Annotated in this window: 13 protein-coding genes; 4 read left to right on the top strand and 9 right to left on the bottom strand. The window is 60.2% G+C overall.

The features are described from left to right. Positions 1-108: 108 nt before the first annotated feature. The 4 genes from AAC599_RS04145 to AAC599_RS04130 all read left to right on the top strand — a co-directional run bounded on the left by AAC599_RS04145 (position 109) and on the right by AAC599_RS04130 (position 4926). The gene (locus AAC599_RS04145) at positions 109-1683 is read left to right on the top strand and encodes an AMP-binding protein (RefSeq protein WP_340149139.1); all 1575 of its coding nucleotides are present in this window, start codon (positions 109-111) and stop codon (positions 1681-1683) included. A 1-nt stretch (position 1684) separates the two neighbouring features. Beyond that, positions 1685-2674, top strand: coding sequence for a nitronate monooxygenase (locus AAC599_RS04140; protein ID WP_340149138.1), 990 nt, complete (start codon positions 1685-1687; stop codon positions 2672-2674). Between the two features lie 100 nt (positions 2675-2774). After that, the gene (locus tag AAC599_RS04135; protein WP_340149137.1) at positions 2775-3785 is read left to right on the top strand and encodes a lipid A deacylase LpxR family protein; all 1011 of its coding nucleotides are present in this window, start codon (positions 2775-2777) and stop codon (positions 3783-3785) included. A 70-nt stretch (positions 3786-3855) separates the two neighbouring features. Next, complete coding sequence (locus AAC599_RS04130; protein ID WP_340149136.1) at positions 3856-4926, top strand: saccharopine dehydrogenase; 1071 nt, start codon at positions 3856-3858, stop codon at positions 4924-4926. A gap of 80 nt (positions 4927-5006) precedes the next feature. On the opposite strand, the gene AAC599_RS04125 is transcribed toward AAC599_RS04130, so the two are convergent. The 9 genes from AAC599_RS04125 to AAC599_RS04085 form a co-directional block, all read right to left on the bottom strand. Then, complete coding sequence (locus AAC599_RS04125) at positions 5007-6749, bottom strand: AMP-binding protein (RefSeq protein WP_340149135.1); 1743 nt, start codon at positions 6747-6749, stop codon at positions 5007-5009. A 57-nt stretch (positions 6750-6806) separates the two neighbouring features. Further along, on the bottom strand, positions 6807-7511 hold the full coding sequence (locus AAC599_RS04120; RefSeq protein WP_340149134.1) for a transglutaminase-like domain-containing protein: 705 nt from the start codon (positions 7509-7511) through the stop codon (positions 6807-6809). Between the two features lie 42 nt (positions 7512-7553). Next, a complete protein-coding gene (locus AAC599_RS04115) occupies positions 7554-8447 on the bottom strand; it encodes an alpha/beta hydrolase (protein ID WP_340149133.1) in 894 nt (297 codons plus the stop codon). Positions 8448-8560: 113 nt separating this feature from the next. Further along, complete coding sequence (locus AAC599_RS04110; protein ID WP_340149132.1) at positions 8561-9562, bottom strand: 4-hydroxyproline epimerase; 1002 nt, start codon at positions 9560-9562, stop codon at positions 8561-8563. A gap of 9 nt (positions 9563-9571) precedes the next feature. Beyond that, the gene (locus AAC599_RS04105; RefSeq protein WP_340149131.1) at positions 9572-10840 is read right to left on the bottom strand and encodes an FAD-dependent oxidoreductase; all 1269 of its coding nucleotides are present in this window, start codon (positions 10838-10840) and stop codon (positions 9572-9574) included. A gap of 91 nt (positions 10841-10931) precedes the next feature. After that, positions 10932-11876, bottom strand: a complete 945-nt coding sequence (locus AAC599_RS04100) for an alpha/beta hydrolase (RefSeq protein ID WP_340149130.1) — start codon at positions 11874-11876, stop codon at positions 10932-10934. Between the two features lie 146 nt (positions 11877-12022). Beyond that, positions 12023-12832, bottom strand: coding sequence for an enoyl-CoA hydratase-related protein (locus tag AAC599_RS04095; RefSeq protein WP_340149129.1), 810 nt, complete (start codon positions 12830-12832; stop codon positions 12023-12025). 27 nt (positions 12833-12859) lie between these two features. Continuing rightward, positions 12860-14023: an acyl-CoA dehydrogenase family protein gene (locus AAC599_RS04090; RefSeq protein WP_293958460.1), complete on the bottom strand. Its 1164-nt coding sequence runs from the start codon at positions 14021-14023 to the stop codon at positions 12860-12862. 3 nt (positions 14024-14026) lie between these two features. Next, positions 14027-14773, bottom strand: coding sequence for an SDR family NAD(P)-dependent oxidoreductase (locus tag AAC599_RS04085; RefSeq protein WP_340149128.1), 747 nt, complete (start codon positions 14771-14773; stop codon positions 14027-14029). Positions 14774-14783 lie beyond the last annotated feature (10 nt).

Below are 14783 nucleotides of genomic sequence, written 5' to 3'. Positions count from 1 at the left end.
CCATGCTTTTCCCTTGATAAATGACCTTCGCACGGTCAACAATGGTCTCCTCTCATCAGAGCCAAGGCGACAATAAACAAAACCGGCTTTAAGACGTGCGGAGGTAAAATGCGAAATCTGAACTATCTCGACCTGCTGGACCGGGCAGGCCGGAACGCGGGCGAGCGGGCAGCCCTCATCGACGGGACCGGCACCCTCAGTCACAGGGAACTTATCTCCCTGACGAACCGGCTCGCCAATTGCCTGCTGGATCAGGATTTTGCGCCGGAAACGCCGTTTGCGGTGCTCAGCCCGAATACCAACCTCGCCCTCGCGACGATTATCGGCGGAATGCGGGCGGGCGGCGCCTGGAGCAATGTCAACCTCCGCTCCGGCGTGCATGTGAATACGGATGTGCTCAATCGCGGCGGCTGCCGGGCGCTCTTCTTCGACAGCAGCATCCAGGACCAGATTCCGGCGATGCGGGAGGGGGCACCGTCGATCGAGGTCGTTGTCTGCCTTGACCGGCAGATCGGCGATATCCCCTCGCTCGAACAGTTTATCGCCAATGCCTCCGACCGGCCGGTCAATATTCACCTGCCATCGGATGGCACCGGGTTTCAGGGGTCTACCGGCGGCACGACCGGCGCCCCCAAGATTACCCAGGCGGGGCAGGATTTTCTCTCCTGGGATACCCTCGGCTTCATGACCGCGCTGACCGATTTCGATCTTGATCATCCGCCGGTCAATCTCTCCGTCGCGCCAATCACCCACGCGGGCGGCATTATTGCCATGGCCGCGCTGGCTCTGGGCGGCACCGTGGTAATGATGTCCGTCGCCGATCCGGAGCAGATTCTCGACAATATCCCGCGTCACAAGGTGTCGCTATTGTTCCTGCCGCCGACGGTCATCTACATCCTGATGAACCATCCGAAATGCCGGGAAACGGATTTTTCGAGCCTGCGTTACCTGATCTCGGCGGCGGCACCCTTCGCCGTGGAGAAGATAGCCCGGGCGCATGAGATTTTCGGTCCCGTCGTCTGTCAGTCCTATGGCCAGACCGAGTCCGGCTTCCCCCTCACCTTCCTCTCCCCCGCCGCCGTCACCGCGGCGCTGAAGGATGAAAAGCTGGCGCCGCGCCTGAAGTCGGTGGGCCTGCCGACGGCAGCGATCAGCTGTATCGAAATCATGAATGACGACGGCGACCTGCTCGGGCCGGATGAAGTTGGCGAGATCGTGATTAAGGGACCGACGGTGATGTTCCGCTACATCAATGATCCGGAGGCGACCGCCGCCATTCACAAGGATGGCTGGCAGCATACCGGCGATCTCGGATATCGCGACGCGGACGGCTATCTCTATATCAGCGACCGCAAGCGCGACCTGATCATCAGCGGCGGATTCAATGTCTTCCCGCTGGAGGTTGAGCAGGTTCTGGCCCAGCACCCGGCCGTTCAGGACTGCGCCGTTATCGGCGTACCGGATGAAAAATGGGGAGAGGCCGTCAAGGCTGTGATCGAGCGGGCGCCGGGAACCAGCGTCACCGCCGAGGAACTGATTGCGCTCTGCAAGGAAAAGCTGGGCGGTGTTATGGCACCGAAATCCGTCGACTTTATCGACCAGCTCCCGAGGAGCGCGGTCGGCAAGGTCCTGAAGCGGGACCTTCGCGCGCAATACTGGGAGAACCGGGAGACACGTATCTGAGATGACGACACATGATTTTACGGCGCTGAAAAACAGCTTGCGCCTGCCGCTGATTGCCGCCCCCATGTTCCTTGTTTCCGGGGTGGAGCTGGTCGTTGCGACCTGCGCGGCGGGGGTCATCGGCTCCTTCCCGACGGCCAACTGCCGGAGCACGGAGGAGCTGGATCACTGGATCACGGAGATTGAGGATCGGCTGACAAAGACGGCATCGGAGGGAATCTCCCCCATTGTGCCCTATTGCCCCAACCTCATCGTCCATAAATCCAACAGCCGGGTCATGGCGGATCTCGATGTGCTGCTCCGTCACCGGCCGAAGATCGTCATTACCAGCGTCGGCCCACCGACACCTGTTCTGGAGCCGTTGCATGATATCGGCGCGCTGGTCTTTTCCGATGTCGCGACTGTGCATCATGCCGAGAAAGCTGTCGCCGCCGGGGCGGACGGGCTTGTGCTGCTGACGGCGGGCGCGGGCGGACAGACGGGCTGGATCAATCCGTTCGTGTTCGTGCAGGATGTCCGCCGTTTCTTTGACGGGCCGATCGTGCTCGCCGGTGGCATCACGGATGGCCGCAGTCTTCAGGTGGCCGAGGCGCTCGGCTGCGATCTCGGCTATATGGGCACCCGTTTCATCGCGACCGAGGAAAGCATGGCGAGCCCGGTTTACAAGCGAATGCTGATCGACTCGCGGGCAGACGATATCCTGCTCACCAAGGCCTTTACCGGATTGCCCGCGAACATGCTGAAAGCCTCCATCCTGCGGGCCGGGCTCGATCCCGACAACCTCGCGGAGCGCGGCGAGATCGATATCACCAAGGACATCAACCCGGAAGTCAAGGAGTCCGATCCGAAACGCTGGAAGGATATCTGGTCCGCCGGTCATACGGTGTCCGGTGTCAGCGCCGTCAAGACAACGGCGGAACTGGTCGCGGAGATTGCCGATGAATATGCCGCCGCCCGTGCTGCCGAGAAGGCAAGACTAAGCGGAACCTAATATCTGGTTCTGCATCGGGGCGATAAAATAAATGCGCGTGGGCGCAAAATGGCGTATGCATGACCATATTATCACCATGATCCAGGGATAATTCCTCCCGATGACATTTTTCCGATCCGCCATTCTTGCCGCCGGGCTGCTGCTCTCGTCCGGCTTTCATGCCCTCGCCAATGACGTCATCGAGACGGAAGAGGCAGAGGAAGGCACCTTCACCTTCGTTCTGGAGAATGACCTGTTCTTCGGTCTGGACCGGGACTATACCAACGGCGTTCAGCTCGCCTGGATGTCGGAACCGGACAAAGCGCCGGTCTGGGCGTTGAAAGCGGCGAGACTGCTTCCCTTTTTTCCAAATGAAGGGCTGGTCCGTTCCAGCTACGCCATCGGCCAGAATATGTATACGCCGAACGATATTTCCGATGCGAATCCGCCGCTTGACCAGCGCCCCTATGCCGGATGGCTCTATGGCGCCGTCGGTATCGTGGTGGAAACCGGGGAGAAACAGCTCGATCAGCTGCAATTGCAATTCGGCGTCGTCGGCCCCTCCTCCCTTGCCGAACAGTCACAGGAATTCATTCACAAGGTCGTTGGTTCGCCCAAGCCGCAAGGGTGGGATACGCAGCTCAAGGACGAACCCGGACTGGTGCTGACTTACCAGCGGAGCTGGCGGGCGCTGGTCTCCGAGGAGATTGCCGGGATTTCCGTCGATGTGACGCCGCATGTCGGTGGCGCGCTCGGCAACATCTACACCTACGCGAACGCGGGCGCGACCTTGCGTTTCGGCTGGAACCTGCCGAATGACTACGGGCCGCCGCGCATCCAGCCGGGGCTGCCGGGCTCCGGCTTTTTCGAGCAGACGGACGATGTCGGCCTCTATTTCTTCGCCGGTCTCGACGCCCGCGCCGTCGCGCATAACATCTTCCTTGACGGCAATACCTTCAAGGACAGCCGCAGCGTCGATAAGGAACCCTTCGTTGGCGATGCTCAGGTCGGCATCGCCCTCACCCTTCGCTCCGCCCGGCTGGCCTTCACCCATGTCTTCCGGTCCCGCGAATATAAGGGCCAGTCCGACCCGGACGAATTCGGGGCGATCAGCTTCTCTGTCCCTTTTTAAGGTGGAACCGGAAAGCAAGCTTTGACCACCCGCCAAATCACGATATAGATGAGGAAATGAGGAGAGGGACATGACTCATATCTGGGTACGCGCCGAGCAGCGCGAAAATGAGCAACGGGTCGGTATCACACCGGAGGGCGTGCGCGCCCTGATGAAGGCGGGAATGTCCGTGACTGTTGAGGAATCAGGCTGCCGGGCCATTCCCATTGAGGCCTATCGCAAGACGGGATGCGCCATCGCCGCCGAAGGAAGCTGGCCGGATGCGCCGAAAGACGCGATCATTTTCGGCCTTAAGGAACTGCCCGCAGGCGACTCTCCGCTTCCGCACCGCCATATCATGTTCGGTCATGCCTTCAAGGGACAGGCGGATGGTCCCGCCCTTCTCCGCCGGTTCAAGGCCGGTGGCGGCGTGTTGTATGACCTTGAATATCTCACCGACGAGAGTGGCCGCCGCGTCGCCGCCTTCGGCTACTGGGCGGGCTTCGCGGGGGCGGCGATCGGGCTGATGGTCTGGATCGAGGAGAAGCGTGGCGCCGGTCCGGGCCCACAAAAGGTGAGCGTTTATCCGGGCCGCGATGCTTTGGTAAGCGAGCTCAAAACAAATCTTGCTGCCGTTGTGAAAGCCGGTGCGAGGAAGCCAAACGCAATTGTCATCGGCGCATTGGGACGGGTCGGCACGGGCGCAAGCGACTGTCTGGAGGCGCTCGGCCTCGACGTCCTGAAATGGGATATGGCGGAAACGGCCCATGGCGGCCCCTTCCCGGAAATTCTCGATCGCAATATCTTCGTAAACTGTATCCTCGCCCGCGACGGCGTTCCGGTCTTCGTGCCGAAATCCGCGCTGGCGGATGAGCGGCAACTCTCGGTGATTGCCGATGTCTCCTGCGATCCGAGCAGCCCGTTCAACCCAATCCCGATATATGATCACGCCACTTCATTCGATCATCCGGTGATCCGCGTGGCGGAGGCACCTCCGCTCGACGTGATGGCCATCGACAACCTGCCGTCCCTGCTGCCGGTGGAAAGCAGCGAGGATTATGCGGCGCAACTCTTGCCGTCGCTCAAATCGCTGGACCGGATAGAGAGCGGCATCTGGGCCCGCGCCAGGGATATCTTCGAGACACACACCGCGAAACTGTAATCTAAGAAATAAAATAATTTCAATATATTACGGTACATTTCTACAGTGATAAAGAAAGTTCATATTTACAACTTAACCGGTTAATTTCCGCTTGACAGCATCTCCACCATCTGGTCCCGCATAATGAATTTCTGCGGCTTTCCGGTGACGGTCATCGGCAGTTCCTTCACGAAGCGGACATGGCGCGGCACCTTGTAATGGGCGATCTGGTCCTTGCAATAGGCCTTCACCCCCTCCTCATCGAGGGAGGATCCGGCGCGTAAAACGATCCAGGCGCAGACTTCTTCGCCATACTTCTCGCTCGGCACGCCAAAAACCTGCACTTCCTGAACATCCTCGTGGGTGAAGAGGAATTCCTCGATCTCCCGGGGATAGATATTTTCGCCGCCGCGTATGATCATGTCTTTCAGCCGACCGACGATCCGGCAATAGCCTTCTTCATCCAGCGTCGCGAGATCGCCCGTGCGCATCCAGCCGCCGTCAACGATGGCCTCGCTCGTTTTATCGGCGTCGTCCCAATAGCCCTGCATCACGGAATAGCCGCGCGTCCACAGCTCACCGCTGGCGCCGACCGGGGCATCGGCCCCATCCTCTCCGACTACCCGCACTTCGACATGCGGATGGATGCGGCCGACGGTGGAGACGCGCTTTTCCAGCGGATCATCGACATTGCTCTGGAAGGAAACCGGGGAGGTTTCCGTCATGCCATAGCAGATCGTCACCTCGGACATATTCATATGGTCAATCACCTTCTTCATCACCTCGATCGGGCAAGGCGCGCCCGCCATCACCCCGGTCCGCAGGCTGGAAAAATCCAGCTCCTTCAGGCGCGGATGGTCGACCATGGCGACGAACATCGTCGGCACCCCATAGAGCGCCGTGCAGCGCGCGCGGGAGGTGGCCAGCAATGTCTCCTCCGGATCGAAGGCCTCGCCGGGAAAAACCATCGCCGCGCCCTTGCTCACACAGCCGAGCGAGCCCATCACCATGCCAAAACAGTGATAGAGCGGCACCGGAATACAGAGCCGGTCCTCCTCCGTGAAGTTCATGCGCCCGACGGTATGCGCCGCATTATTGACGATATTGAAATGGGTCAGCGTCGCCCCTTTCGGCGCCCCGGTCGTGCCGGAGGTGAACTGGATATTGATGGGATCGTCCGGGGTCAGGCTCTCGGTGATCTCGTCGAGGCGCGCCCGCTCCGCCTCCCCGCCCAGTGTCTCGATCTTTGAAAAGGGATAGATGCCCGGCCCCGGATCGTCTGTAAGACCGATCACGATTTCAAGGGACGGCAGCTTCGCCGCACGAAGCGCGCCCGGTTCCGCCGTCTCCAGCTCCGGCGCGAGGGTTCGGATCATCTTGAGATAATCCGACGTCTTGAATTTCTCCGCTGCGATCAGCGCCCGGCAGCCGGATTTGTTCAGCGCATATTCCAGCTCCGACAGGCGATAGGCCGGATTGATATTGACCAGGATAAGACCGATCCGCGCCGTTGCATATTGCGTCAGGATCCATTGCAGATTGTTCGGCGACCAGATGCCGATCCGGTCCCCCTTCTTGAGGCCGAGCGCGAGCAGCCCTGCGGCCAGCGCATCCACCCGACGGGCCAGTTCCTCATAGGTCAGCGAAATATCCTGAAGCGGGAAGGTAATCGCCTCTCGCGATCCGAATTTGGAAACCGTCTCGCGCAGCATCTCTGGTATCGTCTGGTGACGCAGCGGCGCCGACTTGTCGCCCGCCACGTAAGAGCGGTTATCGACCGGCGCGATAATCGGTTTATCCGCACCGGCCTTCCCTGCCGGCGCCTGTCCCTGCGCAGTTGACATGCATTCCTCCCGTAATGTCCCTGTTGGGAAGTAGCTTACGCCAATCGACGCGGGTTGTCACATGTCCTGTTTGCCCTGCCCGGCGCCCGATACTTCCGCGCTGACCTCGGCTTCGAAGTCGCCCTCAGCGCTGTTCACGCGATTGCGCCAGTGCGGATAATGGGTCACGAAAGTCTCCAGCATGTCGTCAAGCGGCGGTTCCGCAAACGCGCCGCGATAGTTGAGATATTCCATATGACGATTGCCCGATTTGTCGATCGGGTGATAGATCGAATCCTCCTCCCCGTCGAAATCAAGCGGCATCAGGCCGAACTTGTCGCACAACTCGATATTGAAGGCCGGTGTGGATTTGACCCATTTCCCATCCAGGTAAATATCTGTATAGCCATGCCAGTAGAAAATATCCGTCTGCATCCTCTCGCGCATTTTCTCCGTCGACATGTGATTGCGGACATCCGCATAGCCGAGCCTGGCCGGAATCCCCGCTGCCCGGCAGGCCGCGGCCAGCAGGATCGCCTTGGACACACAGTATCCCCGCCCCTCCCGCAAGGTCCGGCTTGCCTTCAGCCCCTCAACTTCCAAGGTTGAGCTGTAGGGATCGTAGCGGAGTTCATCGCGCACGGCGTAGTAAAGCTTGATGGCTTTTTCCTTGTCCGACCCGTCATTGCCGCCGAGAACCCGCTCGACAAAGGCGACGATATCGGGGCTGTCGGAATCGACGGTCGGCCCCGGCGTAAGAAATTCGGAAAACTCTGTTGTCATTTTGCAGCCTTTCTGTTGTGGCCTTAGAGAGAGCGGATGGGGTTAGTCCGCTCTTTTGGCATTCCGCGCAATCGCCTCGACAATCTTCGGAACCGCCCCGTCCGGTATGTCATGACCCATGCCGTCAATGACGACGATCTCCGCGCCGGGAATGGATTTCTGCACATCCTCGGCACAGCTCAGCGGGACCAGCGGATCCTCGCGACCGTGAATGACCATGGTCGGCGCGGTAATCTCGGACAGATGCGCAACCCGGCTGTCGCCGGAGGCAAGGCTCGCCAGCAGATGCCGACTGTTGCCGTCAGGATAGAAGGACCGCTTATACAGCATGGCGGCCTCCTCCCGTATCTCGGCTTCCTCACGCGGGAAGCCAGGACTGCCAATGATACCGGCTGTCTCCACCGCCTCGTCCATGGCCCCTTCCAGAGTTCCCGCCGGATTGCGTGGCGCGGTCAGCCATTCGGCGGCCTTTCCCTCCGGCCGCGGCAATCCCCGCCGGGCAGAGGTCGCCATGACGGAAACCAGCGATTTCACCCGCTCGGGCCGACGATAGGCCAGCGTCTGGGCGATCGCCCCGCCGTTGGAACTTCCGAGAAAATGCGCCTTCTCGATACCGAGCGCCGCTATCAGCTCCGCCGCATCGTCCGCCATATCTTCAAGGGTATAGGGGGCGGAGACAGTCTCTCGCGCGCGGGCCTGGGCGAAGGCCGCCGGGATGTCCGCCGGTCCCCAGTCATCGAACTTGGTGGATTTGCCGATATCACGATTGTCATACAGGATGACGTAAAATCCGTTGCGGGCCAGGGCGTCCAGGAAGGTTTCATTCCAGGCGGCAAGCTGCACCCCGACGCCGCCGATGAGGACAATCGGTTCTCCGGAGGGTTCGCCCCGTGTCTCATATTCCAGTTCGACGCCGTTGACGGAAATTTTTGCCATGTGGTTTTCCTTATCCGATGGTTTTCTTGTTCTTGTTTATTCCTGCATCCGGAATCCGCCTTTGCGGTCCCTGATTTTATGCCTTTAGGGCGGCAAAGCGCAAGCCCGCCGCTTTACCTGACGACGAAGCCATGGGCGAAGGGGTCGCGGTCATCGATGATGATGCGGTTAAAACCGGTAACCCGCGCCCAGCCCCCGATGGAAGGGATGATGGCATCCTGACCGGCGACGGTCGCCCTCTCCTCCACCCGGCCCCTGAACTCGGAGCCGATAATGCTTTCATGGATGAACTCATCGCCGACGGACAGCATGCCACGCGCGGCCAGCTGCGCCATTCTCGCCGAGGTGCCTGTGCCGCAGGGTGACCTGTCCAGCGCCTTATCCCCGTAGAAGACGACGTTCCGCGCCGCCGCCCCGTCCCGCGTCGGCTTTCCGGTCCACATGATATGGGTGAGGCCGTTGATATCGGGCTGCTCGGGATGGATGAAGTCGTATTTTTCATTGAGCGCCGCCCGCAGTTTCGGGCTCCAGCCGATCAGCTCCAGCGCCGCACAATCCGCCATATCGGTGAAGTTTTTCTGCGGCTCGACAATCGCGTAGAAATTGCCGCCATAGGCGACATCGACGGTGATCTCGCCAAGTCCCGGACAGTCAACCGTCAGTCCGCTTACATAGAGGAAGGACGGCACATTCGTGATCCTTACTTCCTCGACATAAGGGCCGACCTGCCGATAGTCCGCAATGACCAGCCCGGCCGGTGTATCAAGGCGTAATCGTCCCGGCTCCCGCGGGGTTACGAGCCCCTGTTCGATGGCGATGGTCACCGTGCCGATGGTACCATGGCCGCACATGGCGAGGCAGCCGGAGGTTTCGATGAACAGCACCCCGATATCGCAATCCTCCCGCGTTGGCGGATACAGGATGCTGCCCGACATCTGGTCATGGCCGCGCGGTTCAAACATCAGCCCGGTCCGGATCCAGTCATGCTTTGCAACAAAATTTGCGCGCCGCGCCAGCATGGTATCGCCGTCCAGCTCGGGTCCGCCCTCAGCGACCAGCCGGACCGGATTGCCGCAGGTATGACCATCTATGCACTGGAATATAGTTTGCGCCATGGCCTGCGCCTAAAACCGTTGCGGGCGATATGGCTTGAGATCGACCGTATTCTCCCGCCCCATGACGAGGTTCGCCACGATCCGCGCCGTCCCGGCGGACTGCGTGAGGCCGAGATGCCCGTGACCGAAGGCGTAGGTAATTCTGTCGGTTCGGGACGCGGGGCCGATGACCGGGATCGAATCCGGGAGCGACGGGCGAAACCCCATCCATTGCGTTCCGCCCTCCGTCTTGAGGCCCGGCAGGAAGGATTTCGCCTTCTTCAGAAGGGCATCCGCCCGGCGATAGTTAGGCGGCAGGTTCAGGCCACCAAGCTCCACCGCGCCGCCCACACGAATGCCGCTCGACAGCGGGCTGACGACAAAGCCATGCTCCTCGAACGAAAGCTGACGCCTCAGATCGAACGCCCCGATTGGGAGTGTCGTGTTATAGCCGCGCTCGGTCTCCAGCGGGATATGATCGCCGATTGTCCGGGCCAGCCGGTGCGACCAGGCTCCGGCGGCAACGATTATCCGATCCGCCGAAAGCCGCGTTCCGTCGGAGAGAAGAACGGAGGCCCCGCCAGACGTTGCTTCGAGCGCATTTGCCTCCGCGATGCGGATCGTCCCGCCCCGGCTTTCGAAATGCGCGCCAAGCGCGACTGTGTAGTCCTTGGGGTCGGAAATGCCGTACCAGTCATTGGTATGGATGGCGCCCACGAAGCGTCGGTCAATGCCGGGCTGATGCTCGGCAATCTCTTCCGGGCTGGCGAGCGCCGTGAAATCAACGCCACGGGCCGCCCGCTCCTGCCAACCGGGCAGGCTTTCCTCAAAGGCCTTGCGCGATTCATAAAGCTGCAGGTTTCCATGCTGGCGCAGCATATTATGGGTGCCCGTCATCTCCATGAAAGGGACGAGCCGTTCCCGCGATGCGTTCATGAGTGCGACCAGCGCCGCCACCCCCGCCCTCACCTGATCGGGCTTGCTCGCGCGCCAGAAACGATACATCCAGGGCGCAATCTTCAGCGCATAGGGCAGCGGAACGGAGAGCGGGCCCAGCGGATCGAACAGCCATTTCGGCGCTTTCTTCATGATCCCGGGAGAGGCCACGGGCGACGCATCGGAAAAAGCAAAGGCCCCGGCATTGCCGCGCGACGCCCCGGCGGCAACCCCCTCACGGTCGAGCACCGTCACTTTCGCACCCATGTGCAACAGCTCAATCGCCGTGGTGATGCCGATAATCCCGGCGCCGATGACGATGATATCCTGTGCCGTGTTTTCTGTGCTCACCTGTTCCGCCATTCCATCCTGCTTATGGATATTCCCGACTGGAAATCCGGCATCTTAATCCATGAGCGGCCGTTCCGATAGCGGAGAAAGCCGCCCAAGCGTATCAGTCGAACAAGGCAGTCCGAAGACGGTCGCAGACCTCGGCGATGGCCGGTTCGGCTGTTGGCAGAAAGGCGCCGAGCGTCACCAGCCCGTGTATTTGCCCGGGATAATGGCGGTGCTCCACCTCCACACCGGCCTGACGCAGCCGCCGGACATAGGCATCCCCCTCATCCGCCAGCGGATCATACCCCACAGTCATCACATAGGCGGGTGCAACATCCTTCAGCGAGGGCGCGAAAAGCGGGGATGCGCGCCAGTCAACCTCATCCTCACATCCCCTAAGGTAATGATCGCGAAACCAGAACATGGTCTTCGTGGAGAGCGGCAGTCCTTCCTCATCCACGTCATAGGAGCGCCGCGTCATCGTCAGGTCGGTGCAAGGGTAAATCAGCATCTGGTATTTGATCGACGGCAGCAACCCGTCCCGCGCATAGATGGCCATGACAGCCGAGAGATTGCCACCGGCGCTATCGCCGCCGACCGCCACCCGCGCGACATCGACATCCAGCTTGTCCGCATTGGCAAAGGCCCAACGCAGGGCCTCCATCGAATCGTCAACCGCCGCCGGGAATTTATGTTCGGGCGCCAGCCGGTAATCGACCGACAGAACGGCGCAGCCGACTGCGTTCGTTATCTGGCGGCACAGAAAATCATGAGTGTCGATATCCCCGATCACCCAGCCGCCGCCATGATAGAAAATGAGCAAGGGAAGCCGGCCTGCTTCCCTGTCCTTGTCCGGCCGGTAGAACCGAAGCTTTATATCAGCCTCCGGCGTCTTGGCGACGAAATCCTGCACCTCGCCCACCTCTTCCGGGGCGAACTTCATCGCCTCTCGCGCGGCCTTCATATCGGCGCGCGCCGCCTCGGGGGAGAGGTCACTATAAGAGGGAGCTTCTGCTTTTATCCGCAGCGCCAGAAGATCCGCCGCGTCCTTATCCATTGTCATGTCATCTCCCCGTCTTTCATCCTGCATTTTCAAAGGCCTGCCGGGTAACCGCCCCGGAATCGGAACGGCTGAAAAAGAGGATCCCCTCCCTTTCAGCCGCGCATGTCGAACAACAGGTTTCTGACGATCGAGTGACTGCCCGATACCTACTCCGGCAGTTCCACGCCGCCGATACGATAGGCGGAGAAATCAGGTGCCCGTTTTTCATTGAAGGCCGCGTTACCTTCCCTAGCTTCGTCCGATTTGACGAACATTGCAAGTCCGTCACCTGCCATTTTTGCCTGGCCGAAGATCGCGGCGGAGTCCGCATTGAAGGAATGCTTGAGGAAACGGAGAGCGCCGGGGCTGAGGGCAACCGCATGCTGCGCGAGAGCGCGTGCCTCTTCCTGAAGTTTGTCGGCAGGCACGACCTTGTTGACCAGTCCCCAGTCCAGCGCCTGTTCCGCCGTGTATTGCTGGCAGAAGAACCAGATTTCCCGCGCCCGCTTTTCGCCGACGGTCCGGGCGAGATAAGCCGTGCCCCAGCCGGCATCAAAGGAGCCAACTTTCGGGCCCGCCTGACCGAATTTCGCATGTTCGGCGGCGATGGTGATATCGCAGATCACATGCAGAACATGACCGCCACCGATGCAATAACCATTGACCGCGGCAATGACCGGCTTCGGTATATCGCGGATGACATTATGCAGGTCGTCGATTTCCCAAAGGCCGTTCTGGCTGGCGCCATAGGTACCCTTTTCCTTCATTTCCTTCTGGTCACCGCCAACGCAGAAGGACTTCTGGCCCGCCGCCGTCAGGATAACAACCGCCGCGCCTTTGTCGGCCCAGGCCCGCTTGAACGCATGGAGCAGTTCTTCAATGGTGCGGCCGCGGAAGCAGTTGAAGCGGTCCTCGCGGTCGATGGTGATGGTCGCGATGCCGTCGCTCACCTCATATTTTACGTCTGTATATTCCATTGTTTTTCTTTCTTTTGCTCAAATTTTCTATGAAAAGGATTTAACGATCTCGCGGCTGAGAATATGCCGCTGGATCTGGTTTGAACCGTCGAGGATCTGGAAGGCCTTGGCGTCGCGCATCAGCCGCTCGACATGATATTCGCGCATATAGCCATAACCGCCGAGGATCTGGACGGCGTCGGTCGTGACCTTCATCGCCGTATCGGTTGCCTGTATCTTGGCCATACCGACCTGCGACAGGGTATCGTAGCTGACGTTGGGGAGTTCGCGGTCCACCCGCCAGTTGGTATCCCGGACCAACAACTGGGACGCCCGGAGCTGGGTGGCCATATCGGCCAGCATGAAGCCGATGCCCTGGAAACGGGCGATGGATTGCCCGAAGGCCTCGCGCTCATTGGCATAGGCCGCCGCAATATCATAGGCGGCGCGGCCAATCCCGAGGGTGATCGCCGCCGCGCCCCAGCAGCGCATGGCATTGGCAACACCGTCGAGAATTTTCCAGCCATCGCCGACCTCGCCGATCAGACATTCGTCCGGCACCATGACGTCCTCGAAAATGACATCGCAGATCGGCCCGCCTTTCAACCCCATCTTCTTTTCCTGATTGCCGAAGCTCAGCCCCTTCGTGTCCTTATGAACCACGAAAACGGCAAAATCGTTCTTTTCCTTACCCGTCCGCGAGAACAGCAGATACCAGTCGGCAACGCCGCCATTGGTGATCCAGCGTTTGGTGCCGTTGATCTGCCACTGATCGCCCTTCTTTACGGCCATGGTTTTCATGGCCCGCGCGTCCGATCCGCAATGCGGCTCTGACAGGCAGAAGGCAGCAATCGAGGGTTTCGAGGTCATCGACTTGAAGAAGGCTTCCTGCTGGTGCGGCTTACCCGCCTCCGCCACGATTTTAAGCGGCGAATAGGTGGAGAGCAGAACCGGCCCCATGGTCGCATAGGAATATCCGATCTCCTCCAGCACGACGGAAAGCACCTGCGCGCTTGCGTTAATGCCGCCATATTCCTCCGGCATCGGCATGGTCAGAAGTCCTGCATCGGAAAGGATGGGGAGCAGTTCCTCGGGAAACCGGTCCGCCGCATCACATTCTTCGGCAAGCGGTGTTATATGATCGGCCGCAAGGCGGCGCACCATTTCACGGATTTCGGCCGTGCTTTCATCAAAATAGATTTCATCCAGCATATCTTAGTCCGCCATTGTCAGGCCGCCGCTGACGCTCAGGACCTGTCCGGTACAGAAGGAGGAGCGCGGGGAGGCAAAGAACAGAACACCATCGGCAACTTCGCTCGGCTTGCCGACACGTTTCATCGGAATGGCATTGGTCAATGCCGTTTTCAGCTTGTCCGGCTGGGAAGCGAAAAGCGGCGTATCGGTCGGACCCGGGCAAACACAGTTCACGTTGATATTGCTGCGGGTCATTTCCCGGGCGAGGGATTTGGTGAAAGAGATAATGCCGCCCTTGGCGCCCGCATAGACTGTTTCGCCGAAGCTGCCAACGCGCCCGGCGTCACTGCTGACCATGACGATCTTGCCGCCGCCCGCTTCCATCATCAAAGGGATAACCGCCCGCGTCAGGCGGACCGGCCCCATGAAATTAAGGCCCATGATCTTGTCCCAATACTCGGGTGTGTTCTTCATGAAGGGTTCGATAATGTCCCACCCGGCCGCACTCACGAAGATATCGAGCTTGCCATGCTCCTTCTCGATGCTGGCCGTCGCCGCCTCGACGGAGGCTTCATCGGTCACATCGAGCTGCAGGAAAGACGCGGTGCCGCCGCTCTCGGTGATCGATTTGGCAACCTTTTCGCCGCCCTCAACATTGATGTCGGAAACAATGACATGGCCGCCCGCCTTGGCGAAGGTTTCGCAGATCGCGGCCCCGATGCCCGACGCGCCGCCGGTGATCAGAGCGATTTTGCCTGTAATATCCATTTTTTTCTCT

Source organism: uncultured Sneathiella sp., assembly GCF_963976355.1.
Classification (GTDB): Bacteria; Pseudomonadota; Alphaproteobacteria; order Sneathiellales; family Sneathiellaceae; genus Sneathiella.
The sequence above is the reverse complement of the archived record's forward strand: the minus strand, read 5'-3'. Positions and strand labels throughout refer to the sequence as shown.